General features: G+C 71.8%; 20 protein-coding genes, 1 pseudogene and 1 riboswitch. Of the genes and pseudogenes, 11 read left to right on the forward strand and 10 right to left on the reverse strand.

The genetic code is table 11. The annotated features are described in order from the left end of the window. Positions 1–3 precede the first annotated feature (3 nt). The 3 genes from M8H82_RS03595 to recQ all read left to right on the forward strand — a co-directional run bounded on the left by M8H82_RS03595 (position 4) and on the right by recQ (position 5,403). Positions 4–1,575: an NADH-quinone oxidoreductase subunit M gene (locus M8H82_RS03595; protein ID WP_250070884.1), complete on the forward strand. Its 1,572-nt coding sequence runs from the start codon at positions 4–6 to the stop codon at positions 1,573–1,575. Further along, positions 1,572–3,221 carry an NADH-quinone oxidoreductase subunit NuoN gene (gene nuoN / locus M8H82_RS03600; protein WP_250070885.1) on the forward strand — a complete coding sequence of 550 codons (1,650 nt, stop codon included), beginning with the start codon at positions 1,572–1,574 and terminating at the stop codon, positions 3,219–3,221. The genes M8H82_RS03595 and nuoN overlap by 4 nt, the downstream gene beginning before the upstream one ends. A gap of 157 nt (positions 3,222–3,378) precedes the next feature. Next, on the forward strand, positions 3,379–5,403 hold the full coding sequence (gene recQ, locus M8H82_RS03605; RefSeq protein WP_250070886.1) for a DNA helicase RecQ: 2,025 nt from the start codon (positions 3,379–3,381) through the stop codon (positions 5,401–5,403). Between the two features lie 229 nt (positions 5,404–5,632). Here the strand turns inward: recQ and M8H82_RS03610 are convergent, their stop codons facing one another. Together M8H82_RS03610 and fahA are read right to left on the reverse strand one after the other, a co-directional pair. Then, positions 5,633–6,571, reverse strand: coding sequence for a M56 family metallopeptidase (locus M8H82_RS03610; RefSeq protein WP_250070887.1), 939 nt, complete (start codon positions 6,569–6,571; stop codon positions 5,633–5,635). 220 nt (positions 6,572–6,791) lie between these two features. Further along, positions 6,792–8,015, reverse strand: a complete 1,224-nt coding sequence (fahA, locus tag M8H82_RS03615) for a fumarylacetoacetase (RefSeq protein WP_250070888.1) — start codon at positions 8,013–8,015, stop codon at positions 6,792–6,794. A 319-nt stretch (positions 8,016–8,334) separates the two neighbouring features. Between fahA and M8H82_RS03620 the strand changes: the two genes are divergently transcribed. Beyond that, positions 8,335–9,141, forward strand: a complete 807-nt coding sequence (locus M8H82_RS03620) for an HAD family hydrolase (RefSeq protein WP_250070889.1) — start codon at positions 8,335–8,337, stop codon at positions 9,139–9,141. Between the two features lie 21 nt (positions 9,142–9,162). Here the strand turns inward: M8H82_RS03620 and M8H82_RS03625 are convergent, their stop codons facing one another. Continuing rightward, complete coding sequence (locus M8H82_RS03625; protein WP_250070890.1) at positions 9,163–9,663, reverse strand: transglycosylase SLT domain-containing protein; 501 nt, start codon at positions 9,661–9,663, stop codon at positions 9,163–9,165. A gap of 5 nt (positions 9,664–9,668) precedes the next feature. Continuing rightward, positions 9,669–9,876: riboswitch (cyclic di-AMP (ydaO/yuaA leader) on the reverse strand. Between the two features lie 242 nt (positions 9,877–10,118). Further along, the gene (locus tag M8H82_RS03630; protein WP_250070891.1) at positions 10,119–12,122 is read right to left on the reverse strand and encodes a CocE/NonD family hydrolase; all 2,004 of its coding nucleotides are present in this window, start codon (positions 12,120–12,122) and stop codon (positions 10,119–10,121) included. Between the two features lie 254 nt (positions 12,123–12,376). Between M8H82_RS03630 and M8H82_RS03635 the strand changes: the two genes are divergently transcribed. From M8H82_RS03635 to M8H82_RS03650, 4 genes are all read left to right on the forward strand, one after another. Continuing rightward, on the forward strand, positions 12,377–13,387 hold the full coding sequence (locus M8H82_RS03635; protein ID WP_250070892.1) for a polyprenyl synthetase family protein: 1,011 nt from the start codon (positions 12,377–12,379) through the stop codon (positions 13,385–13,387). Positions 13,388–13,650: 263 nt separating this feature from the next. After that, positions 13,651–14,847 (forward strand): DUF2092 domain-containing protein, encoded by a 1,197-nt coding sequence (locus M8H82_RS03640; protein WP_250070893.1) that lies wholly within the window; start codon positions 13,651–13,653, stop codon positions 14,845–14,847. 7 nt (positions 14,848–14,854) lie between these two features. Continuing rightward, entirely contained in the window at positions 14,855–15,826 is a 972-nt protein-coding gene (locus M8H82_RS03645; RefSeq protein ID WP_250070894.1) for an ABC transporter ATP-binding protein, read from the forward strand. Then, on the forward strand, positions 15,813–16,679 hold the full coding sequence (locus M8H82_RS03650; protein WP_250070895.1) for an ABC transporter permease: 867 nt from the start codon (positions 15,813–15,815) through the stop codon (positions 16,677–16,679). The genes M8H82_RS03645 and M8H82_RS03650 overlap by 14 nt, the downstream gene beginning before the upstream one ends. 22 nt (positions 16,680–16,701) lie before the next feature. Here M8H82_RS03650 and M8H82_RS03655 read toward each other — a convergent pair whose 3' ends face one another. Continuing rightward, positions 16,702–17,283: a flavodoxin family protein gene (locus M8H82_RS03655; RefSeq protein WP_250070896.1), complete on the reverse strand. Its 582-nt coding sequence runs from the start codon at positions 17,281–17,283 to the stop codon at positions 16,702–16,704. A gap of 102 nt (positions 17,284–17,385) precedes the next feature. Then, positions 17,386–17,883, reverse strand: a complete 498-nt coding sequence (locus M8H82_RS03660; RefSeq protein ID WP_250070897.1) for a DUF6668 family protein — start codon at positions 17,881–17,883, stop codon at positions 17,386–17,388. Positions 17,884–18,029: 146 nt separating this feature from the next. Between M8H82_RS03660 and M8H82_RS03665 the strand changes: the two genes are divergently transcribed. Then, a complete protein-coding gene (locus M8H82_RS03665; protein WP_250070898.1) occupies positions 18,030–19,244 on the forward strand; it encodes a tetratricopeptide repeat protein in 1,215 nt (404 codons plus the stop codon). A 32-nt stretch (positions 19,245–19,276) separates the two neighbouring features. Here M8H82_RS03665 and M8H82_RS03670 read toward each other — a convergent pair whose 3' ends face one another. Further along, positions 19,277–19,759 carry a VOC family protein gene (locus tag M8H82_RS03670; protein ID WP_250070899.1) on the reverse strand — a complete coding sequence of 161 codons (483 nt, stop codon included), beginning with the start codon at positions 19,757–19,759 and terminating at the stop codon, positions 19,277–19,279. A 37-nt stretch (positions 19,760–19,796) separates the two neighbouring features. Further along, positions 19,797–20,231, reverse strand: a complete 435-nt coding sequence (locus tag M8H82_RS03675; RefSeq protein WP_250070900.1) for a helix-turn-helix domain-containing protein — start codon at positions 20,229–20,231, stop codon at positions 19,797–19,799. A gap of 89 nt (positions 20,232–20,320) precedes the next feature. Here M8H82_RS03675 and M8H82_RS03680 point away from each other — a divergent pair. After that, positions 20,321–21,523, forward strand: a pseudogene (locus M8H82_RS03680) (MFS transporter); the annotation flags it as partial. Between the two features lie 32 nt (positions 21,524–21,555). Here the strand turns inward: M8H82_RS03680 and rarD are convergent. Both rarD and M8H82_RS03690 read right to left on the reverse strand, forming a co-directional pair. Next, positions 21,556–22,506: an EamA family transporter RarD gene (gene rarD, locus M8H82_RS03685; RefSeq protein WP_374211623.1), complete on the reverse strand. Its 951-nt coding sequence runs from the start codon at positions 22,504–22,506 to the stop codon at positions 21,556–21,558. Positions 22,507–22,729: 223 nt separating this feature from the next. Continuing rightward, complete coding sequence (locus M8H82_RS03690; RefSeq protein ID WP_250070902.1) at positions 22,730–23,584, reverse strand: SDR family oxidoreductase; 855 nt, start codon at positions 23,582–23,584, stop codon at positions 22,730–22,732. 111 nt (positions 23,585–23,695) lie between these two features. Here M8H82_RS03690 and M8H82_RS03695 point away from each other — a divergent pair, with 111 nt between their 5' ends. After that, positions 23,696–24,046 (forward strand): helix-turn-helix domain-containing protein, encoded by a 351-nt coding sequence (locus tag M8H82_RS03695; protein WP_250071135.1) that lies wholly within the window; start codon positions 23,696–23,698, stop codon positions 24,044–24,046. The last annotated feature ends 106 nt before the right edge of the window (positions 24,047–24,152 follow it).

Raw genomic sequence — 24,152 nt, forward strand, 5'->3', positions numbered from 1 at the left:
CCGATGTCCTTTCCCCTGCTGACAGCGACGGCGGCGCTCCCCGCGATCGGGGCCATCGTCACGGCCGCCGTACCGGCCGCGCGGCGCACCGCGGCGAAGTGGCTGGCGCTGCTCGTCTCGCTCGCCACGCTCGCGCTCGCCGTCGCGATCCTGGTCCGCTTCGACCCGGACGGTGACCGCTACCAGCTCACCGAATCCCACTCGTGGATCGCCGAGTTCGGGGTCCGCTACGAGCTGGGCGTGGACGGCATCGCGGTGGCCCTGATCGCGCTGACCGCCCTGCTGATCCCGTTCATCATCCTGGCGGGCTGGCACGACGCCGACCCGCTGGAGACCGGCAACAAGCGGTGGCGGCCGACCCAGGGCTTCTTCGCCCTGATCCTGGCCGTCGAGGCGATGGTGATCATCTCCTTCGAGGCCACCGACGTCTTCCTCTTCTACATCTTCTTCGAGGCCATGCTCATCCCGATGTACTTCCTCATCGGAGGCTTCGGGGACCGTGCCCACCAGCACGGCGAGGAGGTGGCGTCCACCCAGCGCTCGTACGCCGCGGTGAAGTTCCTCCTCTACAACCTGGCCGGCGGTCTGATCATGCTGGCCGCGGTGATCGGCCTGTACGTGGTCGCCGGGAACTTCTCGCTGCCCGAGATCGCCGAGGCCCGGGCCAACGGCTCGCTGGAGATGGCGACCAGCACTGAACGCTGGCTGTTCCTGGGCTTCTTCCTCGCCTTCGCGGTGAAGGCGCCCCTGTGGCCGCTGCACACCTGGCTGCCCAATGCCATGGGTGAGGCCACCGCCCCGGTCGCCGTGCTGATCACTGCGGTCGTCGACAAGGTCGGCACGTTCGCGATGCTCCGCTTCTGCCTCGGGCTGTTCCCGGAGGCCTCGAAGTGGGCGACGCCCGCCGTCCTGGTCCTGGCGCTGATCAGCATCATCTACGGCGCGCTGCTCGCCGTCGGCCAGCGGGACATCAAGCGTCTGGTGGCCTACGCGTCGATCTCGCACTTCGGCTTCATCATCATGGGCATCTTCGCGATGACCAGCCAGGGCCAGTCGGGCGCGACGCTCTACATGGTCAACCACGGCCTCTCCACGGCCGCGCTGATGCTGGTGGCCGGGTTCCTGATCTCGCGGCGCGGCTCGCGGCTCATCGCCGACTACGGAGGAGTGCAGAAGGTCGCCCCGGTGCTCGCCGGCACCTTCCTGATCGGCGGTCTGGCGACGCTGTCGCTGCCCGGACTGGCGCCGTTCGTCAGTGAGTTCCTGGTCCTGGTCGGCACCTACGCCCGCTATCCGGTGGTCGGCATCATCGCCACCTTCGGCATCGTGCTCGCCGCGCTCTACACCCTCGTCCTGTACCAGCGGACGATGACGGGCCCGGTGAAGCCCGAGGTCGCCGCGATGCCGGACCTCAGGGTGCGGGAGCTCGCGGTCGTCGCCCCGCTGGTCGTACTGCTGATCTTCCTGGGCGTCTACCCGAAGCCCGTCACGGACATCGTCAATCCGGCGGTCGAGCAGACCATGTCCGACGTACAGAAGAAGGACCCCCAGCCCGAGGTGGAGGCCGCCAAGTGAGCGCATCAGCCGTCCACAGCCTGTGGACAACCGCGGCCGACCCGATCTCGAAGATCGACGCGCCGAAGATCGAATACGGACAGTTGTCGCCCACGCTGATTGTCGTCGGCGCGGCGATCGTGGGGGTGCTGATCGAGGCGGCCGTCCCGCGCAAGTCCCGCTACTACGCCCAGGTGATCGTCTCCGCCATCGCGCTGACGGCTGCCTTCGCCGCGGTGGTCGCGCTCGCGGCCGACGGGTACGGCACCACCAAGGCGGGCATCGTGGCGATGGGCGCCATCGCCGTCGACGGCCCGGCGCTCTTCCTCCAGGGCACGATCCTGCTGGCCGGCCTGGTCGGCCTGTTCACCTTCGCCGAACGGCGGCTCGACCCGGCCGCGCACGGCAACCGGGTGGACTCCTTCGCCGCGCAGGCGGCGTCCGTGCCGGGCAGCGACAGCGAGAAGGCCGCGGTGAGGGCCGGTTTCGCCACCACCGAGGTGTTCCCGCTGCTGCTCTTCGCGGTCGCGGGCATGCTGGTCTTCCCGGCCGCCAACGACCTGCTGACGCTGTTCATCGCGCTGGAGGTCTTCTCCCTGCCGCTGTACCTGATGTGCGCCCTCGCCCGCCGCAAGCGGCTGCTGTCGCAGGAAGCGGCGGTGAAGTACTTCCTGCTGGGCGCGTTCGCCTCCGCGTTCACGCTGTTCGGCATCGCGCTGCTGTACGGCTACGCGGGCTCGCTGTCGTACGCGACGATCGCGCAGGTCGTCGACGGCACCCTCACCACCGTCGACCCGGCCCTCGCGCAGACCATGGGCAACGACGCGCTGCTGCTGATCGGCATGGCGATGCTCATCATGGGCCTGCTGTTCAAGGTCGGCGCGGTGCCCTTCCACATGTGGACGCCGGACGTCTACCAGGGCGCGCCGACCCCGGTGACCGGCTTCATGGCGGCGGCGACCAAGGTGGCGGCGTTCGGCGCCCTGCTGCGGGTCCTGTACGTGGTGCTGCCAGGCCTGCGCTGGGACTGGCGGCCGGTCATGTGGGCCGTCGCGATCATCACCATGCTGGGCGGCGCCATCGTCGCGATCACGCAGACCGACATCAAGCGGCTGCTGGCGTACTCGTCGATCGCGCACGCGGGCTTCATCCTCGCCGGTGTCATCGCGACCACACCGGACGGTGTCTCCTCGGTCCTCTTCTACCTGGGCGCCTACTCCTTCGTGACGATCGGCGCCTTCGCGGTCGTCACGCTGGTGCGCGACGCGGGCGGCGAGGCCACGCACCTGTCCAAGTGGGCCGGTCTCGGACGGCGTTCGCCGCTGGTGGCGGCCGTGTTCGCGGTGTTCCTGCTGGCCTTCGCGGGCATTCCGCTGACCTCCGGGTTCGCCGGGAAGTTCGCCGTGTTCAAGGCGGCGGCGGAGGGCGGGGCGGCCCCGCTGGTCGTGGTCGGTGTGATCTCCTCGGCGATCGCGGCGTTCTTCTACATCCGGGTCATCGTGCTGATGTTCTTCAGCGAGCCGCGGGCCGAGGGCCCCACGGTCGCGGTGCCGTCACCGCTGACGATGACCGCGATCGGGGTCGGCGTGGCGGTCACGCTGGTGCTCGGTGTGGCGCCGCAGTACTTCCTGGACCTGGCGAGCACGGCCGGGGTGTTCGTGCGCTGACCCGCACCCCTGCGGCGCAGGGCCCCGGTTCCCGAGGCGGGAGCCGGGGCCTTCGTCATGCTCCGGTCCTGGGCAGCCTGTGGATAACTCCGGCGCTGTCGGTGCGGACGCCTATCGTGGACGCAGTGGTCGAGAAGCGACGTACGGGGGCACGGCGATGGGCGGGACGGGCGGGATCGGTGTCATGACAGCGGTAGCCGAGAGCGAGGCGCTGGCCACGCTCCATAGGGTCTTCGGGTACGAGGCCTTCCGGGGCGAACAGGGAGCGGTCATCGAGCATGTGGTGGCCGGCGGTGATGCCGTCGTCCTCATGCCGACCGGTGGCGGCAAGTCGCTGTGCTACCAGATCCCGTCCCTGGTCAGACCCGGTACGGGCATCGTGGTCTCGCCGCTGATCGCCCTGATGCAGGACCAGGTGGACGCGTTGCGGGCGCTCGGCGTGCGGGCCGGGTTCATCAACTCCACGCAGGACTTCGACGAGCGCCGGGTGATGGAGGCCGAGTTCCTCGCCGGGGAGCTGGACCTGCTGTACCTCGCCCCGGAGCGGCTGCGGCTCGACTCCACGCTGGATCTGCTCTCCCGCGGCAAGATCGCGGTGTTCGCGATCGACGAGGCGCACTGCGTGTCCCAGTGGGGCCATGACTTCCGGCCCGACTATCTGTCGCTGTCCCTGCTCGGCGAGCGCTGGCCGGACGTCCCGCGGATCGCGCTCACGGCGACCGCCACCCACGCGACGCACCAGGAGATCACCGAGCGGCTGAACATGCCGACGGCCCGCCACTTCGTGGCGAGCTTCGACCGGCCCAACATCCAGTACCGGATCGTGCCGAAGGCCGACCCCAAGAAGCAGCTGCTGACCTTCCTGCGCGAGGAGCACGCCGGGGACGCGGGCATCGTGTACTGCCTCTCGCGCAACTCCGTCGAGAAGACCGCCGAGTTCCTCAGCCGCAACGGCGTCGAGGCGGTGCCCTACCACGCGGGACTCGACGCGGGGACTCGCGCGGCGCACCAGTCCCGGTTCCTGCGGGAGGACGGGCTCGTCGTGGTGGCGACGATCGCGTTCGGCATGGGCATCGACAAGCCGGACGTCCGGTTCGTCGCGCACCTGGACCTGCCGAAGTCGGTCGAGGGCTACTACCAGGAGACGGGCCGCGCGGGCCGGGACCGGCTGCCGTCCACGGCGTGGATGGCGTACGGACTCAATGACGTCATCCAGCAGCGGAAGATGATCCAGTCGGGGGAGGGCGACGAGGCGTTCCGCAGGCGGGCGGAGGCGCACCTGGAGGCGATGCTCGCCCTGTGCGAGACGGTCCAGTGCCGGCGGGGTCAACTGCTCGCCTACTTCGGCCAGGACCCGGATTCCTCCGGCTGCGGCAACTGCGACACCTGCCTGACGCCGCCCGAGACCTGGGACGGGACCGTCGCGGCGCAGAAGGTGCTGTCGACCGTGGTGCGGCTGCAGCGGGAGCGGGGGCAGAAGTTCGGGGCGGTGCAGATCGTCGACATCCTGCTGGGCAAGCGCACGGCCAAGGTGATCCAGTTCGACCACGACCAGCTCTCCGTCTTCGGGATCGGGGCAGAGCTGAGCGAGGGCGAATGGCGGGGCGTCATCCGGCAGTTGCTGGCCCAGGGCCTGCTGGCCGTCGAAGGGGAGTACGGCACGCTCGTGCTCACCGAGGACAGCGGGGCGGTGCTGCGGCGGGAGCGGGAGGTGCCGCTGCGCAAGGAGCCGAAGAAGCCGGTGACCGCGCGGTCGGCGTCGGCCGGCAAGGGGGAGCGGAAGGCCAAGGCCGCCGTGGTGGAGTTGCCGGAGCGGCTGGTGCCCGCCTTCGAGGCGCTGCGGGCCTGGCGGGCCGAGCAGGCCCGGGAGCAGGGAGTTCCGGCGTACGTGATCTTCCACGATGCGACGCTCCGGGAGATCGTCACGGTCTGGCCCTCGTCGGTGCGGGAGCTGGGCGGCATCGGCGGAGTGGGGGAGAAGAAGCTGGCGACCTACGGGGAGGGCGTGATCGGGGTGCTGGCCGGGCTGGGCGGGCCGGGCGGCGATGCGGCCGAGTCCGAGTCGGCGTCCGGCGCCAAGTCCCTGTCGGCGTCCGGCGCCACGTCCGGGTCCGTTTCCCGGTCCGAGGAGGATCACTGGCCCGAGATGGACGCCGAGCCGGAGCCGGACGACTGGGAGTGAGGGGCCGGTCCGGAGCTGGATGGCTGGGGGTGAGGGGCCGGTCCGGAGCCGGATGGCTGGAGGTGAGGGGTCGGCGAGGAGCCGGATGACCGGGAGTCAGGGGCCGGCCCAAAGCCGGACGACTGGAGTGAAGGGCGGCCCGGAGGCCGAAGACTGGGAGTGAGGGGCCGGTCCAAAGCCGGACGACCGGGAGTCAGGGACCGGCCGGGAGCGGGCCCGCCTGTGCGGGCTATGCCAGCGCCGTCAGCCCCGGGCCGAAGACGATCAGCAGCGGGAGCAGGGGCACCAGCGCCGCCGCGGTGGTCGTCAGGACCCGGTGGCGGCGGTCCAGGCGCGGCTGGGGTTCCAGCAGCCGGTCCACGCGCTCGCCCAGCAGGCGGTGGCTGGAGGCGCAGGACAGGACGCCTCGGTGCTGGTTGAGCTCGATCAGGGCCAGCGCCGTGGTCAGGTGGCCGCAGCGCCGGGACGCGGTGTCGTCGGCGGCCAGCTCGACCAGACGGTGGGTCTGGTCGCAGAAGTGGGCGAACAGGGGGATGCGGGGGAAGCCGGTGGCCAGTGCGGTGGAGAGGTGCAGCAGCCAGTCGTGGCGGGCCCGGGCGTGGCCGCGTTCATGGGTGAGAACGGCGTCCAGCTGGTGGTCGGTGAGGCGGCGCAGGGCGCCGGTGGTGACGATCAGCTGGGGCGGATGGCCGGGCATCCACCAGGCGTCCGGATACTCCTCCTCCAGCACCAGCAGGGGGCCGCGCGCGGCGGGGAGACCGGCGGGCAGGTCCGGGGCGCGTTCGCGCAGGTGGGCCCTGGCCTGGCCGCGGCTGCGCCGGGCCTCGACCAGCTCACGGGTCAGCATCGCCGCCGTCCAGGCGGCGCCGCAGGCCAGCAGCAGCGTGAAGGCCGTCGCCCAGACCGGCGCCGTGGAGAGGTCGTACGCCGCGGTCACCGCGGGCGGCGCGGGCGCGAAGACATGGTCGCGGACCGTGTGGAAGACGGCGGCGGCGCCCAGGACGAGGGCCGTCAGACAGCACAGCAGCACGGTCGCGACCAGGCACTGCCACACCCACAGCGCGACCACCGGCTCCCGCTCCGGCCACATGGCCCGGGTCAGGGAACGCGGTACCGGCACGGCGGCAGTCAGAGCGACGGCGCTCAGCAGGAGCAGGCAGACGGTCATGCCACGGGCTCCGGATCCTGGTCGGGACTGGGGCGGCTGCGGGGCGGGCGGTGCGCGGGCGGTGCGAGAGCGTGTCCCGCGCGCACCGTCCGCCGCCCAGTATGACGGCGACGGGCGGCACGCGGCAGACATCGGCGGCCGGCGAACCGTGCGACCCGAGGGGAGCCGGCCACGAGCGTCAACCCCCGCAAGGGTGCGGGCCGTTCGGCAGCCGGTGGGATCAGGCCCCGCCGCCGGCCACCACGCGCCCGGTGACCTCGCCGAGCCCCACCCGCGCCCCGTCCGCCCCCGGCGCCCACGCCGACAGCGTCACCACGTCGCCGTCCTCCAGGAAGGTCCGCTTGCCGTCGGGGAGCTCCAGGACGTCCCGGCCGTTCCAGGTGAGCTCCAGCAGGGAGCCGCGTTCGCGTTCCGCCGGTCCGCTGACCGTGCCGGAACCGTAGAGGTCGCCGGTGCGCAGGGAGGCGCCGTTGACCGTCATGTGGGCCAGCTGCTGGGCGGCCGTCCAGTACATCGTCGAGAAGGGGGGTTCGGAGATGACCTGACCGTTGAGGGAGACCGAGATGCGCAGGTCGTAGCCGCCGGGTTCCTCGGCCGCGTCGTCCAGGTAGGGAAGCAGGTCGTGGGTGCGCTCCGGAGGGGCCACCCGGGCCTCGTCCAGCGCGTCCAGCGGGGTGATCCAGGCCGACACCGACGTCGCGAAGGACTTGCCGAGGAAGGGGCCGAGCGGGACGTACTCCCAGGCCTGGATGTCGCGCGCGGACCAGTCGTTGAGCAGGCACAGTCCGAAGACGTGCTCCCGGAAGTCACCGAGGGCGACCGGGCTGCCCATCGCCGACGGCACGCCGACCACGAAGCCCACCTCGGCCTCGATGTCCAGGCGGACGGACGGGCCGAAGACGGGCGCCGCGTCGGCCGGTGCCTTGCGCTGGCCCGACGGCCGCTGGACGTCCGTGCCCGAGACCACGACCGTGCCCGAGCGGCCGTGGTAGCCGATCGGCAGGTGCTTCCAGTTCGGGGTGAGGGAGTCCGGGGCGTCCGGGCGGAACATCCGGCCGACGTTGCGGGCGTGGTTCTCGGAGGCGTAGAAGTCCACGTAGTCCGCGACCTCGAAGGGCAGGTGCAGGGTCACCGAGGAGAGCGGGTGGAACAGCGGCTCGATGGTCTCCCGGTGGGACGGCACCGTGACCCAGGCGGTCAGCGCGCGGCGCACGTCCGACCAGGCGGTGCGGCCCGCCGCCAGCAGCGGATTCAGCGTGGGCCGGGCGAGCAGGGAGGCGTAGGGGGAACCCAGGGCCAGGGCCGCGGCGCCCGCGTCGAGGACGTGATCGCCGAGCCGTACACCGACCCGGCGCGCGCTGTCCTCGCCCGGGAGGGAGAAGACACCGTACGGAAGGTTGTGCGGGCCGAAGGGGTCGCCCTCGGGGACATCAAAGGGGGGCATGGGTGCTGCCTCACTCTCGTGCGTGCCACGGGTCCGTGTCGTCGCCGCACACGTTACGGGTGGGGCAGCCGTCTTGGGCAGTGCACAAGGAGCGGGACGATCATTTCCCGGCGCGCCCTCGGCCCGCCGCCGGCGCCCTCGCGACGTCCGCGCTCCGGCTCGTGCTGCCCTTCGCCCCCCTGTGTCACGGCAGTGCCCTCAATGCACCAGAAGCGGCGGAGAACAAGGGAGTTGGAGGGGGCGCGTGGGGCGCGGGAGGACGCCGGGGTCGTCCGGTTCGCGCTGAGTCGTGGGGGCGTCCTGTCCGTATTCTCTGATCATGGCCGCACCCATCGCATATTCGCTCATCGCCACCGACCTGGACGGGACCCTCCTGCGAGGCGACGACACGCTCTCCGACCGGTCGCTCGCCGTACTCGCGCGGGTGGCGGCGGCGGGGGCCCGGCACCTGGTGGTGACCGGCCGGCCGGCGCCCAGGGTGCGGCCGCTCCTGGACGACCTGGGCAGCGAGGGGCTCGCGGTGTGCGGGCAGGGCGCGCAGGTGTACGACGCCGGCGCGGACCGTCTGCTCTGGTCCGTCACCCTGGACCAGGAGCTGGCCGAGACCGCGCTCGGCAAGATCGAGGCCGAGGTGGGGCAGGTGTACGCGGCGGTCGACCAGGACGGCGTCGACGGGCTCACGCTGATCGAGCCCGGGTACCTGATGCCGCACCCCACCCTGCCCGCGGTGCGCGTCGGCCGACGCGAGGACCTGTGGTGCGAGCCGATCAGCAAGGTGCTGCTGCGCCATCCCGAGCTGTCCGACGACCAGTTGGCGGCGACGGCGCGTTCGGTGGTGGGTTCGCTGGCGACGGTCACCATGTCGGGGCCCGGGACCGTCGAACTTCAGCCATGCGGCATCACCAAGGCGACCGGCCTCGCCCTGGCCGCGGACCACCTGGGTCTCGGCCCGGAGCGGACGATCGCCTTCGGTGACATGCCCAACGACATCCCGATGTTCGACTGGGCGGCCCGCGGTGTGGCGATGGCCAACGCCCACCCCGAACTCAAGGCGGTTGCCGACGAGATCACGCTGTCGAACGAGGACGACGGCATCGCCGTCGTCCTCGAAGGACTCTTCCGGTAGCGGCCCGGTCAGTCGGCCCGGTCAGTACGCGCCGAAGACGTTGTCGATCGAGCCGTAGCGCTGGGCCGCGTAGTTGCAGGCGGCGGTGATGTTCGCGACCGGGTCGTAGGGGTCGAAGGAGGTGCCGGCCACGTGGTACGCCTGGAAGGTCGGGTCGATCACCTGGAGCAGGCCCTTGGAGGGGGTGCCGGCGGCGGCGTTGGAGTCCCAGTTGTTGATCGCGTACTGGTTGCCCGAGGACTCCCGGATGATGTTGCGGTAGATGCCGTCGTAGCTGCCGGGGATCCCGTGCTGGGCCATGACCTGGAGGGACGCGCGGATCCAGCCGTCCAGGTTGTTGGCGTAGCCCAGGGAGGCGGCGGTGGTGACGGTCGGGGTGGCCGCGGAGGCGGTGGTCGCGCCGATGAGCGGGAGCGCCAGTACGGCGGCTCCGGTGCCGAGGACGGCGAGCTTGCGGGCGACGCGGCCGGTGCGGGTGGTACCGGCGGTACGGGCGGTGCGGTGCTGAGCGGCAGCAGGCATGACGAAGTTCCTCTCCGGCGCCTGCGAGGTGAGCTGTCGGGTTCGGGCGGGAGCTGCCCGGCCGCGCACCGTGAAGGGCACGCGACTTCACCCCGAGCCGTACCGGCGCGTCCGAAGACATGCCGACCCGGCGACTTACCTGGGTCCCCCGCTCCTGCCGTACGAAGAATCTCGGTGGAGCCGGACGGCGGCAGGATTCGGCGTCCGCCCGACAGGCCGGGAACGTATGCGAGAGCACATGTCCGAAACAAGTAGCGGATTCACATATCCAGGGTTTTGATCTTCACTCGAAGGGTGCGTGGCGGGTGCACCTTTGCGGGTGCCAAGGCTCAACTGACCCGCGGGCAAAGGGTGTCGGGTGAGTCTGTGAGATGCCTGTGACCCGGCGGGGGTGAGTCACATCACGCGTGATCGCAAGACGCATCAAATCGGGCAATCGCCCCAAGAGGGCTTTATCAGCCAGCCGTTCGCGGAATCCGTTTCTCCCACGTCCGGTGGAAGACCACCTCGCCGCCGGCCGTGCACATCACCTCGTTCGCGGCGACGAAGTCCTCCGCGTCACAGGTGAGCTCCGAGCGGGTCCGCACCGTCGTGTCCCACGCCAGGTCCGGCCGGTGCAGCCGGATCGACCAGTCCGAGCGGGTGCGGGCGGACAGCGGGTCCGCCTCCCGGATCGTGTACGTCTCCAGCGCGTCCTCGGTGCACTCCAGGCCGTCGGGGTACACGCGCGTGCCGCCGTACCGGGGATCGACCTCCAGGCGCCACTCCCCCTTGGCCACGTCCCGGACGACCAGCCGCTCCGGGCGCGGCTCGTCCAGCGTGACCGGCTGGTTCGCCCCCAGCGGCTCGGCCGGCTCGGGCTCCCCGAGACCGCCGCCGGCCCCGGCGGAGTCACCCCGCGCGCGTACCGGCACCTCCAGGAAGCTCCCCGCCGGATCCAGCGTGAATCCCGCCCCCGACTCCGCCTGCGGCCACACCCACGGCCAGTACGCCGACGACACCGCGAGCCGGATGCGGTGCCCGGCCGGGAAGGCGTACCCGATGCCGTTCAGCGGGAGCGCCACGTCGCGCGTGGCACCCGGCTCCCACGGCACCGCCCGGTCCCGGCCGAGGCGCGCGGAGAGGTTCAGCACGCCCCGGGTGACGAGGGTGGAGGAGCCGTCGGGGGCGACGTCGCACAGCCGGGCGACGACCTGCCCGCGCGACACCTCCGAGGTCAGCCGCAGCCGCACCCTCGGCCGCCCCAGCACCCAGGTCTCCTCGCCCACCGCGAACTCGAAGCAGGCCGAGCGGGCGTCCTCCTCCCGCTGGTCCGGCGGCAGGTCGGCCTCGTTCCCGACCGGGAAGAAACGGCCGGCGTCCACGCCGGTGTGCATCGGCGACCGTACGACGACGGGGGCGCCCTGGAGGGCGTACGTCACATCGGTGATGTTCGGAGAGGGCCAGGCGGGCTCGCCGACCCAGCGGCCCGGCAGGGTGCCGTGGGCCGTGGCGGGCGGGTGCGAGTCGGTGACGTAGGCCCGCAGGAGGGGCTCCTCCAGCGCGCCCGTGGGGGCGTCCTTCAGCCAGTGGTCCCACCAGCGCAGGGTCTCCCGGAGGAAGCCGATCGCCGGTCCCGGGAGGCCGCGGTCGGGGTACTGGGCGGACCAGGGGCCGATCAGGCCGCGGACACGGTCGGCGGGCAGGCGTTCGACGAGGCGCAGCACGGTGTCGCGGTGCGGGTCGTGCCAGCCGCCCACCGCCAGGACGGCGGCGCCGATGGTGCCGTAGTCCTCCCGGATGCCGCCCTGGCGCCAGAAGTCGTCCCGGGTCTGGTGGGCCAGCCAGGTATGCAGGAACGGTTCCAGGGCCTCCAGGCGCCTCAGCCACATGTCCTGCCAGGCGTCCCCGGCGTACCGCGGGTCGGGTGGCCGGGCGGCGTGGGCGAGCAGGGTGGCGGCCCGGGCGTGCATCCCGGCCGCGAGGACGGAACCTCCCGTGTAGTGCGCGTCGTTGTCATAGCGGTCGTCGGTGGCGCAGACCGTCACGATCGCCTTGAGCGGCTCGGGTGCGAGGGCCGCGATCCGGAGGGAGTTGCAGCCGCCCCAGGAGAGGCCGAACATGCCGACCTTGCCGTCGCACCAGGACTGGGCCGCCAGCCAGTGCACCACCTCGACCCCGTCGGCCAGCTCCGTCGCCGCGTACGCGTCCGCCGGCAGCCCCTCGCTGTTGCCGTGCCCGCGGACGTCCACCCGCACGGAGGCGTAGCCGTGACCGGCGTACCAGGGGTGGCGCTGGAAGTCGCGCGGGGCCGTCCCGTCGGTCAGCCGGTGCGGCAGGTACTCCAGGAGCGCCGGCACGGGCTCGTCGGTCAGCGGGCGCCACACCCGGGCGTACAGCATGGTTCCGTCCGCGACAGGGATACGGAGATCCTCGTGCGTCGTCTCGTAGGGGGAGGGCATACGGATGTGCGGGCTCATCGCGCGGGCTCCAGGGGCGGGCGGCCGTCCACCGCGGTTCGAGACACGCTCCACCGCTTCCACGTAAGTCGGTCGATATCCGTTCTTATCAGGTGATCAAAAACATAGCCGTCGTGATCCGATACCGCCCGTCGTGGACGGGTGGGCGGCAGCGGTGATCGAAACGTGACCGGATACGCTGACTTGAGTGAAGGCAGCGACCTATCGACAAACCGTGTAATCGCCAGTAGACACCAGCAGACAGGAGACCCCTCGTGACCGTCGTCGGGCCGTTCGGGCTGAGCGTGCGGGACCAGGCTCTGGAAGCCGATGTCCAGGCCGGATTGACGGCTGTCGAGGAGGGACTGCTCGAGGCCACCAAGAGCGAGGTCCCCCTGATCACGGGGGCGGCCCAGCATCTGGTGCGCGCGGGCGGCAAGCGGTTCAGGCCCTTGCTCGTGATGCTCAGCGCACAGTTCGGGGACCCCTACGCGCCGGGGATCGTGCCGTCGGCCGTGGTGGTGGAGCTGACCCACCTGGCGACGCTGTACCACGACGACGTGATGGACGAGGCCGAGGTCAGGCGCGGGGTGCCCAGCGCCAACGCCCGCTGGGGGAACTCGGTCGCGGTCCTCACCGGCGACTTCCTCTTCGCCCGCGCCTCCCACATCCTCGCCGACCTCGGCCCGGAGGCCGTCCGGGTGCAGGCCGAGGCGTTCGAGCGGCTGGTCACCGGTCAGATCCTGGAGACGGCGGGACCGCAGGACGGGCGCGACCCGGTCGAGCACTACCTCGACGTGCTGGCCGGGAAGACCGGCTCGCTGGTCGCGGTGTCGTGCCGCTTCGGCGCGATGATGTCCGGCGCCGACGAGACGGTGGTGGACGTGCTCACCCAGTACGGCGAGCGGCTGGGGGTCGCGTTCCAGCTGGCCGACGACGTCCTGGACATCGCCTCCGACTCCCGCGAGTCCGGCAAGACGCCGGGGACGGACCTCCGGGAGGGGATCGCGACGCTGCCCGTGCTGCGGCTGCGGGAGCGGGCGGAGCGGCTGGGCCTCGCGGAGGACATCGCGCTGTGCGAGCTGCTGGACTCCGACCTGACCGACGACGTGCGCCATGCCGAGGCGCTGGCCGCGCTGCGGGCGCACCCGGCCCTGGAGCAGGCCCGCCGGGACACCGTGCGGTACGCGCAGGACGCGCGGGCCTCGCTGGCGCCGCTGCCCGAGTGCGACGCCAAGGCCGCGCTGATGGAGCTGTGCGACGCGGTGGTGCACCGCGCGGGTTAGCGGCCCCGCCCCCTCCCGGGCACGAGCGAACCGGCGGCGTCTTCCCGTCCGACCCCTACGGGTCGGGGGAGGCGCCGCCCTCCTGTGTCATACCGCAGGTGTACACGGAGTTGATCCCGGGGTCTGACGCTTCGCGGCGGCCGATTTGGTCAGATGGTGACAACGGAAAACACCACTCCTCACCGATTCGGGTGAGAATGGCGGCTACGGGCTGGACGCACGGGAGTTGGCAGGCCGCCGCCGACGACGGAGGTAAGTCAGACATGGCACCGTACGAATCCGACGACAGCACGACCGCGAACGAGGCCGACGACCTGCGCTCGGGACGGCGCAAGGCGGCGCGCTACGTCGTTCCGGTCGCGGTGGTGGGCGTGGCGGCGGCGACCATCGGTCTCGTCCCCGCCCTCGCCGACTCCGGCGACCCCGACCTGCCGGAGATCAGCGCACAGCAACTCATCGAGAAGATCGCCGAGTCCGACGTACAGCAGCTGTCCGGGACCGTGCGGGTCAGCACCGATCTGGGGCTGCCCGACCTCGGCGGCCTGGAGAGCTCGCTGGCGTCCGGGGCGATGGAGTCCGGGGACGGTTCGTCCGCCGACCCGTCGGCCAAGCTCACCCAGCTGGTGTCCGGCACGCACACCCTGCGGGTCGCCGCCGACGGCCCGGACCGGCAGAAGCTGTCGCTGCTGGAGAACGCCTCGGAGTACAGCCTCATCCACAACGGCAAGGACGTCTGGGGCTACGACAGCTCCTCCAACGAGGTCTTCCACAGCACCGCCCCCGCCGGCGCCGAGCCGGACAAGGAGGTCCCGGCCACGCCCAAGGGCCTCACCGAGGAGGCCCTGAAGTCGGTCGACGACACCACCTCCGTCACCGTCGACGGCACCGCGCAGGTCGCGGGCCGGGACGCCTACCGGCTGCTCATCAAGCCCAAGCAGTCCGGCACCACGGTCGGCGCCATCACCGTGGCCGTCGACGCGAAGACCGGTATGCCGCTGAAGTTCACGCTCACCCCGTCGAGCGGCGGCGCCGCCGTGCTGGACGCGGGCTTCACCGACGTCAGCTTCGCCAAGCCGGCCGCCTCCACCTTCGACTTCACCCCGCCCAAGGGCGCGAAGGTCACCGAGGAGGGCGCGCTGGAGGCGCCCGCGGAGGAGCGGGAGAAGCACTCCGAGGCGCCCGGGCTGGAGCCGGAGGGCGAGCCGGAGGTCATCGGCGAGGGCTGGAACTCCATCGCGGTCCTCGACACCGGCGGCGAGGGCATCCCCTCCGGCTCCGAGGTCGGCGGTGACCTCGGCGGCTTCATGGACTCCCTCGGCGACAAGGTCAAGGGCGAGTTCGGCGAGGGCACGGTCTTCAAGACCCGCCTGATCAACGCCCTGATCACCGACGACGGCACGGTCTACGTCGGCGCGGTCACCAAGGACGCGCTGGTGAAGGCCGCGAACGCCGGGCAGTAAGGCGCCCATGACCGACACGTCCGCCGCGGAGCCGGCACCGGAGCAGGGTGACGGCGTGATCGTCACCCGCGGGCTCACCAAGCGCTACCGCGGCGGACAGCTCGCCGTGGACGGTCTCGACCTGACCGTCCCGGCGGGCAGCGTCTTCGGCTTCCTCGGCCCCAACGGCTCCGGCAAGACCACCACCATCCGGATGCTGATGGGCCTCATCGAACCCACCTCCGGCACGGCCCGGGTCCTCGGCCGCCCCATGCCCCGCGCCACCCGCTCCGTCCTGCCGCACGTGGGCGCCCTGATCGAGGGCCCCGCCCTCTACGGCTTCCTCTCCGGCCGCGACAACCTCCTGCGCTACGACGCCGCCGACCCGGCCGCCGATCCGCGCACCCGGCGCGAGCGCGTCGCGGCGGCACTGGACCGGGTGGGCCTGACGGCCGCCGCGGCCAAGAAGGCCAGGGCGTACTCGCTCGGCATGAAGCAGCGGCTCGGCCTGGCCGCCGCGCTGCTCCAGCCGCGCCGCCTGCTGGTGCTGGACGAGCCGACCAACGGCCTCGACCCGCAGGGCATGCGCGAGATCCGCTCGCTGATACGGGAGTTGGCCTCCGACGGCACCACCGTCTTCCTCTCCTCCCACCTCCTCGACGAGATCGAGCAGGTGTGCACGCACGCGGCCGTGATGGCCCGGGGCCGGCTCATCACCCAGGGCGCGGTCGGCGACCTCGCGGCCGGAGTGCGCGGCAGGCTCCTGGTCACCACCCCCGACACCGCGGACGCCGCCCGGGTGCTGAAGGAACAGGGCGCGAGCGATGTCGTGGTCGCCGGGGACCGGGTGACGGCCGAGCCGCCCGACCGTGACCCGGCGGAGCTCAACGCCGCTCTGGTGACCGCGGGCGTCCGCGTCCGCGGCTTCGGGGTCGAACGGGCCTCCCTGGAGGACGCGTTCGTGGCACTGACGGGAGAGGGCTTCGATGTCGCAGGCTGAACCCACCGGCCCGGCCCGTGCGGTGTGGACGCTCGGGCTGCTGCGCAACGAGGTGCGCACGACCCTGCGCCGCTGGCGCACCCTCGCCCTGCTGGGTGTCCTCGCGGCCGTGCCGGTCCTGGTCGGAATCGCCGTGAAGATCGAGACCGGTGACGGCGGTTCGGCCGGCGGCGGTGGCGAAGGCCCCGCGTTCATCGCGCAGATCACCAACAACGGTCTGTTCCTGGTGTTCACCGCGCTCGCCGCGACGCTGCCGTTCTTCCTGCCGATGGCCGTCGGTGTGGTCGCGGGCGACGCCATCGCCGGCGAGGCGAACGCGGGCACCCTGCGCTATCTGCTGGTCGCCCCCGCGGGCCGCACCCGGCTGCTGCTCACCAAGTTCGCGACCACGATGGCCTTCTGTCTGCTGGCCACGCTCGTGGTCGCGGTCTCGGCGCTGGCGGTGGGCGCGCTGCTCTTCCCGCTGGGGGACCTGACCACCATCTCCGGCACCCGGATCGGGTTCGGCGAGGGACTCGGCCGCGCGCTGCTGATCGCGCTGGTCGTCGCCGCGTCCCTGACCGGGCTCGCGGCGCTCGGCCTGTTCCTCTCCACCCTGACCAACAGCGGCATCGCGGCGATGGCCACGATCGTGGGCCTGCTGATCACGGTCCAGATCCTCGACCAGATCCCCCAGCTGGACGCGCTCCAGCCGTACTTCTTCTCCCACTACTGGCTGTCCTTCGCCGACCTGATGCGCGAGCCGGTCTACTGGGACGACCTGGTCAAGAACCTCGGCCTCCAGGCCCTGTACGCGGCGGTGTTCGGCTCGGCGGCCTGGGCGCGGTTCACGACGAAGGACATCACCGCCTGAGCGTGCCGGGAGCGGGCCGGGCTCAGCTCTCGTGGGGGAACCGCGCGAGCGGGGTCTCCCCCTGGAAGAAGGTCTTGGCTCGGGTCAGCGCGTCGGCGTCATGGAGTACGTCACCGGGCTTGCTGCCGTTGCCGAGCAGCACTCCGCCGAAGCGCATGCCCATGTACGCGGCCGAGTTGTTGAGCGTGCCGATCAGCGGGTCGGCGACCACCTGCTCCTGCTCGGCGAGCACGGTGACGCCCCAGAGGGTGCGCCCGGCCAGCGTCGGCTTGAAGTCCAGGCCGGGAGTGCGCAGCCAGCCGGCCCAGTAGTCGAGGTAGCGCTTGGTGTGGGCGGACACGGAGTACCAGTACAGCGGGGAGACGATCACGATGTCCGTCGCCGCGAGCGTGGCGTCGAGCAGCAGTGCCTCGGGGCCCTCGGTGGGGCGGACGCGGTCGCTGTCGTGGCGCAGGTCCACGAAGTCCGGCAGCGGGTGCGCGGCGAGATCGATCCACTGCTGCTCGACGTCCTCGGGCAACTGTTCGGCGGCGCGGCGGGCGAGCGTCTCGGTGTTGCCGTCGTCGCGGCTGCTGCCCAGGACGAACAGAAAACGGCGGGTCATGGGTCCCCCAGGAGGCGAATGGTCGGCGTGCGCGAACAAACTGCATCTGCATTATATGCGTACGCAAGAAGTTGTCGAGGGGGATTATCCGGACTCCGCCCGCTACCGTCGCCCGATGCCGGTCAGATGGCCCAGCGCCTCGGTCTCCCGGGGCGGCCTCCCGGCGGTCTCGCCGAGCCGCCAGTCCGGCACCCAGGGCACCCGGTACACGTCGATGACCTCCTCGATCGCCTTCACCCGCTGGGCGAGCGGACGCGGCAGCCGGCCAGGCGCGTCGGCGACGAGCACGACCGCGTCCAGGTCGAGCCCGGGTGGCGCCGATCCGGACCGGAAGGCGTCCAGCGCGCGCAGTACGGCGTCGAGACCGGCGGCATGCGTACGGCCCACCAGCAGGACGGAGGGGGGAGCGCCGGGCCCGGGCCAGTCGCGCCCGCAGTCGTGGCCGCCGTAGACGGACGCCAGGGTGGTGACGCCGGCGCCGCCGTGGGTGCCGACCCAGGAGTAGCGCCGGGGGGTGACCCCGGCGGGCGGGGCGGGCGGCGGTGGTGCTTGAGGTACGGCCACCGGCCCGCGGATCCAGATTTCCGGTCCCTGTCGCACGTCGGTGCGCCTGCCCGCGCGCGCCCCTCGTCACGCCGGCGATGGCCGGGCGAGTCCTGGAACGAGGCTGTGACGACCCGGTGACGTGTGCGGCGGGGACCTGCGGAGAGACTCGACGGTAGGTGCTGCCAGGGAGTGAGGAACCGATGTCTCGACTCAGCCGCGCGAAGAAGCGGGAACAGGGGGAGGAGCGGGCGGTGGATGCGGGGGATTCCGCGGCGTCCGGCACGCCTGGGGCTTCCGGGGGTGCTACGGCGGCCCCCATCGAGGTCCGTGTGCCGGGGGACGGCGGGTCGGGCGCGTCGGTCGGCGGTGTGCCGGTCGCGGCGGTTCCGGGCGAGGAGATCCAGCAGACCGTCCTGACCCGCCTGCACCGGATCGCCCTCGCCACGGGGAACCCGGTGCGGGCGACGATCCGGGACGACCGGATCGGGTACGCGGTGCCGCTCCAGGTGAACCTGGACGGGTCGAGCGCGCTGACGGGGGAGCCGGTGGACACGGCACCGGGAGCGGAGTCCGCCGTACCGCGTCCGCCTGCGCCGCCGCGGGCTGCCCGGGAGCCTGCTCCGACGTTCCCGCTGCGGGCGGCACAGGACGCCAGGCCCGGCACGGTCGCCCCGCCGACGGGCGAGTTCGGCCCACCGCCGGTGATGGACGCGCCGGTCAGCAACGTGCCGGTGACGGGTGAGCCTCGCAGGGACGCGCCGACGAGGAACGCGCCAGTGACCGACGCGCCGGTGCGCAACACCCCGCCCCCGGTCTCCGCCGCACCGGCGCCGCACCCCTCCCGCAAGGCGGCCCCGGACCCGGCCTTCGACCCCGGAGTGGATCCGGGTCCCAAACCCCCGGCCCCGCCCCGCGGCTTCGACGCCGTCGCCGAAGCCGTCCTCGGGGACGAGCCCCCCACCGCCACCCTCCTCGCGGAACCGGTGACCAGGATCAACGAGGCCGTCCGGGCCGGGCGCACCCAGGAGGCGGCGGAGCTCGCGCAGCGGACCGTGGCGCAGGCCGCGCAGTCCCTGGGTGCCGAGCACCCCGAGGTGCTCCAGCTGCGCGAACTGACCGCGTACATCGCCTACTTGGCGGGCGAACCGGCGCAGGCCTTCGCCCTCTCCCTGGAACTCGCCCGGATACACCACCGTACCCAGGACGCCGAGGCCGCCTACGGCAACGTCCTGAGCGCGGCGACCGCCTGGCGAGCCGTACGCGACCCCGAGCAGGGCCTGCGCCTCGGCCACGACCTGATCAGCCTCTGGGCCGCTCTCGCGGCGGCACCCGGCCCGGCCGCCGACGAACCCGAGAAGCTGGACGCGGCCCGCACCCGCATGGGCCGCCTCACGCAGCGAGCCCGCAACCAGTAGGGGGACCCGGCCGAACGGTCACCCCCGGCGGCTCACTGCACGCAGAACTCGTTCCCCTCCGGATCCGCCATCACGACCCACTGACCGGAGGGCTCCTTCACCTCCCGCAGCACACTCGCGCCCAGCGTCTTCAGCCGCTCGACCTCCGCCTCCCGCTGCCCCTCGGGCGCGTGCAGGTCGAGGTGGAGCCGGTTCTTGACGGTCTTCTCCTCCGGCACCCGCTGGAACAGCAGCCGCCGCCCGAGCCCGGTCCCGGTGTCCGGGCTGAAGGGGTCCTCGGGATGCCGTACGGCGACCAGGTCCCGGAAGGTGAGACGGGCATGGAACTCGACAGTGGCCTCGCGGGGCAGCGCGCCGAGTTCTAGCAGCCGTTCGATGAGCGCGTTGTTGTCCTCGACCTCGTAGTGCAGCGCGGCGGCCCAGAAGTCGGCCTGTGCCTGCGGGCTCGCGCAGTCGACGACGAGCTTCCAGTGCAGGGGCGCGGGTGCTGACGCGGAATCAGGAATCTGTGTCATGGGTCACTTATAGCCGCCCATCAGGTCCGGAACTGTCCTAGATGGCCGCGGCTTCCTTCTTGTCGTACGCCTCCCGCGCCTCCGCGATCTCCCGCTGATGCTGCTCCGTCCAGTTCACCAGCGACTGGATCGTCGCGTGCAAGGTCCCGCCCAGCGGCGTCAGTTCGTACTCCACCCGAGGCGGCACCACCGGATGCACGGTCCGCTTCACCAGCCCGTCCCGTTCGAGATGCCGCAGGGTGACGGTCAGCATCCGCTGGCTGACCCCGTCGATCTCGCGCCGCAGCTCGGTGAAGCGCAGCCGCCGGTTCTCCAGCAGGGCGATGACGAGCAGCGACCACTTGTCGGCGACCCGGTCCAGGATCTGCCGCACCTGGCAGTCCTCGCGGGTGTCCCACTGGAAGGGGTCCGCGTCGCCGTAGTCCACGGTGCTCGCGCAGTTACTCGGTGACTTCGAAGTGCCTTCTTCCATGTCTGCCGATGGTGCCGCAGGGTGGGGTTGGTTACAAGAGGGAACCGACCCTCGTTCGCGCAACTCCCCCCTATTCATGGAGTGTTCCTATGGGCACCCGCGCCTGGGCGCTGCTGTTCGTCCTCTGCGGAACGATCTTCCTGGAGGGCATCGACGTCGCCATGATGGCCGTCGCGATCCCGACGATCAGAGCCGATCTGGGGCTCACGACCGGCACCGCGGCCTGGGTCATGAGTGCCTACGTCCTCGGCTACGCCGGTTTCACCCTGCTCGGCGGCCGGGCCGCCGACCTGCTGGGCCGGCGCCGGATGTTCCTGCTGTGGCTCACCGTCTTCCTCTGCTTCTCCGGCCTCGGCGGGTTCGCCACCGAGGGCTGGATGCTGATCCTTGCCCGCTTCGTCACCGGCGTCGCCGCCGCCTTCATGACCCCGGCCGCGCTCTCGCTGATCACCACGTCGTACGAGGAGGGCCCCCGGCGCAACAAGGCCCTGCTGATCTTCGCCGGTACCGCCGCCGGAGGCTTTTCCTTCGGCCTGGTGGCCGGCGGGCTGCTCACCGAGCTCGGCTGGCGGTGGGTCTTCTTCGCGCCGGTGCTGCTGACCGCCGCCCTGCTGCTCGCGGCGGTGCGTCTGGTGCCCCGGCAGGACGGTCCGCGCACCCGCGGACGGAGCTTCGACCTGCCCGGCGCGATCCTCGCCGCCGGCGCCATGCTGCTGGCCGCCTACACCGTCGTACGCCTGGAACACGGTCTCAAGGACCTGCCGCTGACCTCGGCCGCGGCCCTCGCGGCGGTGCTGCTGGCCGCCGCCTTCGTGGCCGTGGAGCGCCGCACCGCCGACCCGCTGGTCCGGCTGGGCATCCTGCGGGTGGGATCCGTCGTCCGCGCCGACCTCGGGGCGCTGCTCTTCGTCGGCGCCTTCTTCGGCTTCCAGTTCGTGGTGACGCTCTACCTCCAGGAACTGCGCGGCTGGTCCTCGCTGCAGACCGCGCTCGCCCTCGTGATCATGGGCTGCGACATGATCCTGGCGCCCACCCTGACGCCCCGGCTGGTCGCCCGGTACGGCAACACCCGCGTGATCGTCGGCGGCTTCGCGCTGGCCGTCGTCGCCTACGCGCTGTTCCTGCCGGTGGGCCCGGACTGGCCGTACGCCGCCATGCTGCCCACGCTGTTCGTCGCGGGCCTGGCGTTCGCGCTGGCCTACGGCCCGCTGACGATCGCGGCGACGGACGGGGTCGCCGAACGGGAGCAGGGCCTGGCGAGCGGGCTGCTGACCACCGCCACCCAGTTCGGCTCGGCGATCGGCATCTCCGCGGTGACGGCCGTCTACGGCCTGGCGTCCACCGGATCGGGACCCGGGGAGACGCTGTCCGCGTTCCGCACGGCACTGGTGGTGCCGGTCGCGATGGTGGCGCTGGGGTTGCTGATATCGGCCTTCGGCGCCCGGGCGGACCGGCGCGCGGAGCGCCAGGCGTCGGCGGTCAGCAGCGTCAGCGCCAGCCACACGAGTGCGAACCCGGCCCAGCGCTCGGCGGGCATGGCCTCGCGGAAGTAGAGGATGCCGAGCAGGAACTGGAAGACGGGCGCCAGGTACTGCAGCAGCCCCAGGGTGGACAGCGGCACGCGGATGGCCGCCGCCCCGAAGCAGACCAACGGCAGCGCGGTGACCAGGCCGGTGGTCGCGAGGAGCGCCGCGTGCCCCGGACCCTCGCTGGTGAACGTGGAGCCGCCGTCGGCCGACAGCCACACCAGGAAGGCCAGCGCCGGCAGGAACTGGATGGCGGTCTCGGCGGCCAGCGACTCCAGGCCGCTGAGATTGACCTTCTTCTTCACCAGGCCGTAGGTGGCGAAGGAGAAGGCGAGGACGAGCGAGATCCACGGCGGCCGGCCGTAGCCGATGGTGAGCACCAGAACCGCGGCGAAGCCGATCCCGACCGCCGCCCACTGCACGGGACGCAGCCGCTCCTTCAGCAGCAGCACGCCCATCGCGATGGTGACCAACGGGTTGATGAAGTAGCCGAGCGAGGCCTCGACGACCCGGTCGTTGTTCACGGCCCAGATGTAGACGCCCCAGTTGACCGCGATGACGGCCGAGGCGACGGCGATGAGCGCGAGCCTGCGCGGCTGGCGCAGCAGCTCACCGGCCCACCTCCAGCGCCGCAGCACCAGCAGGGCCAGCGCGACCGCGACGAGGGACCACACCATCCGGTGGGCCAGCACCTCGACCGGCTCGGCGGGCTTGAGCAGCGGGAAGAACAGGGGGAACAGCCCCCACATCCCGTAAGCGGCGAAGCCGTTCAGCAGACCTATGTGCCGCTCGCCCTTCGGCTTCCTGCTCACGGGCCCTCCTTCTGGTCGTCCTCGCCCCGACGACGGTAGCGCCGATCACCCTCGCCTGTCATGCCCGTATCGCCATACGGTCATGACAGGCGACGGCCGCCGGGGCACTGGGGGCCTCAGCTTTTCCATGCGGGCGTGTCAGCCCTCCTGCCCGGGGGTGTCAGCTCTTGAGCCCGGCGGTGATGGCCTCGGCGAACGGCGTGGTCGGACGGCCGGTGAGCCGGGACAGGTCGCCGGAGGAGACGACCAGCTGGCCCTCCGCTATCGCGGCGTCCACCCCGACGAGGATGTCGGCGAACGGCGCCGGCATCCCGGTGCCGCCGAGGATGCCCTTCATGACCTCACCGGAGACGGCGTTGTAGGCGATCTCCCGGCCGGTCTGCCGGCTGAGCTCGGCCGCGTACTCGGCGAAGCTCCACGCCTCGTCGCCGCCCAGCTCGTACGTCGTGTTCTCGTGCCCCTGGCCGGTCAGTACGGCGACGGCGGCAGCGGCGTAGTCGGCGCGCGCGGCGGAGGAGACCCGGCCCTCGCCGGCGGCGGCCACGACGGCGCCGTGCTCCAGCACGGGGGCGAGGTTCTCGGTGTAGTTCTCGTGGTACCAGCCGTTGCGCAGCAGGACGTAGGGCACGCCGGAATCGGTGAGGGCCTCCTCGGTGCCGCGGTGGTCGTCGGCGAGCGCGGCCGTCAGGCCGCCCGGGGCGCTGGTGTAGGCGAGCAGGGCGACATCGGCGGCCTTCGCGGCCTCGATGACGACCCGGTGCTGGGCGACCCGGCCCTTGTCGAACTCGTTGCCGGAGACCAGCAGCACCTTGTCGCCCGCGGCGAACAGGCCGTCGAAGGTCTCGGGCGCGTTGTAGTCGGCCACGGCGATCCGGACGCCCTTCGCGGCGAGGTCCGCCGCCTTCTCCGGGGTGCGGACGACGGCGGTGATCCGGTCGGCGGGAACCTTGTCCAGCAGCTGCTCCACGACGTGGCGGCCGAGGTGTCCGGTGGCTCCGGTGACGACGATGCTCATGATTCGGGACTCCTTGTGGGGTGATGTGCGATCGACCCTAGAAGGAGCGCTAACTATTTGAAAGTACACACTTTGAAGTAAGGTACTGGCGTGACAGTAAGTACTGAGGCCATGTGCCCGTATCGCCTGGTGCTCGAGCATGTGACGAGCCGCTGGGGCGTCCTGGTCCTGATCCACCTGCTGGAGCGGCCCCACCGCTTCAGCGAACTGCGCCGGGCGATCGGTGAGGTCCGGCCGGTCAGCGAGAAGATGCTGACCCAGACCCTCCAGACTCTGGAACGCGACGGCATGATCCACCGCGATGCCAAGCCGGTGATCCCCCCGCGCGTCGACTACTCCCTGACCGACGTCGGCCGCGAGGCGGCGGAACAGGTGCGGGGACTCGCCGAGTGGACGGTGCGGCGGATGGGGGAGGTCAGCGAGGCCCGCGAGCGGTACGACGCGGAGAAGGGGCGGGCCTGAAGGTGCGGGCCTGAAGGGGCGGGGCTGAAGGGGCGGGACTGAAGTTGCGGGGCTGAAGGTGCGGGGCTGAGCCGGAAAAGGCCCGGGCACCCTGCGGTACCCGGGC

It is taken from the genome of Streptomyces sp. YS415, from assembly GCF_023544665.1.
GTDB lineage: Bacteria > Actinomycetota > Actinomycetes > Streptomycetales > Streptomycetaceae > Streptomyces.

Bases quoted from the DNA above. Each gene is read 5' to 3' on its own strand.
- M8H82_RS03630 (WP_250070891.1), bottom strand. From the start codon at position 12,122: ATGAGCCCGCACATCCGTATGCCCTCCCCCTACGAGACGACGCACGAG.
- M8H82_RS03620 (WP_250070889.1), top strand. From the start codon at position 8,335: ATGGCCGCACCCATCGCATATTCGCTCATCGCCACCGACCTGGACGGG.
- M8H82_RS03595 (WP_250070884.1), top strand. From the start codon at position 4: ATGTCCTTTCCCCTGCTGACAGCGACGGCGGCGCTCCCCGCGATCGGG.
- M8H82_RS03625 (WP_250070890.1), bottom strand. From the start codon at position 9,663: ATGCCTGCTGCCGCTCAGCACCGCACCGCCCGTACCGCCGGTACCACC.
- M8H82_RS03690 (WP_250070902.1), bottom strand. From the start codon at position 23,584: ATGAGCATCGTCGTCACCGGAGCCACCGGACACCTCGGCCGCCACGTC.
- M8H82_RS03675 (WP_250070900.1), bottom strand. From the start codon at position 20,231: ATGGAAGAAGGCACTTCGAAGTCACCGAGTAACTGCGCGAGCACCGTG.
- M8H82_RS03610 (WP_250070887.1), bottom strand. From the start codon at position 6,571: ATGACCGTCTGCCTGCTCCTGCTGAGCGCCGTCGCTCTGACTGCCGCC.
- rarD (WP_374211623.1), bottom strand. From the start codon at position 22,506: ATGTGGGGGCTGTTCCCCCTGTTCTTCCCGCTGCTCAAGCCCGCCGAG.
- M8H82_RS03650 (WP_250070895.1), top strand. From the start codon at position 15,813: ATGTCGCAGGCTGAACCCACCGGCCCGGCCCGTGCGGTGTGGACGCTC.
- recQ (WP_250070886.1), top strand. From the start codon at position 3,379: ATGGGCGGGACGGGCGGGATCGGTGTCATGACAGCGGTAGCCGAGAGC.
- M8H82_RS03640 (WP_250070893.1), top strand. From the start codon at position 13,651: ATGGCACCGTACGAATCCGACGACAGCACGACCGCGAACGAGGCCGAC.
- fahA (WP_250070888.1), bottom strand. From the start codon at position 8,015: ATGCCCCCCTTTGATGTCCCCGAGGGCGACCCCTTCGGCCCGCACAAC.
- M8H82_RS03665 (WP_250070898.1), top strand. From the start codon at position 18,030: ATGTCTCGACTCAGCCGCGCGAAGAAGCGGGAACAGGGGGAGGAGCGG.
- M8H82_RS03645 (WP_250070894.1), top strand. From the start codon at position 14,855: ATGACCGACACGTCCGCCGCGGAGCCGGCACCGGAGCAGGGTGACGGC.
- M8H82_RS03655 (WP_250070896.1), bottom strand. From the start codon at position 17,283: ATGACCCGCCGTTTTCTGTTCGTCCTGGGCAGCAGCCGCGACGACGGC.
- M8H82_RS03695 (WP_250071135.1), top strand. From the start codon at position 23,696: ATGTGCCCGTATCGCCTGGTGCTCGAGCATGTGACGAGCCGCTGGGGC.
- M8H82_RS03670 (WP_250070899.1), bottom strand. From the start codon at position 19,759: ATGACACAGATTCCTGATTCCGCGTCAGCACCCGCGCCCCTGCACTGG.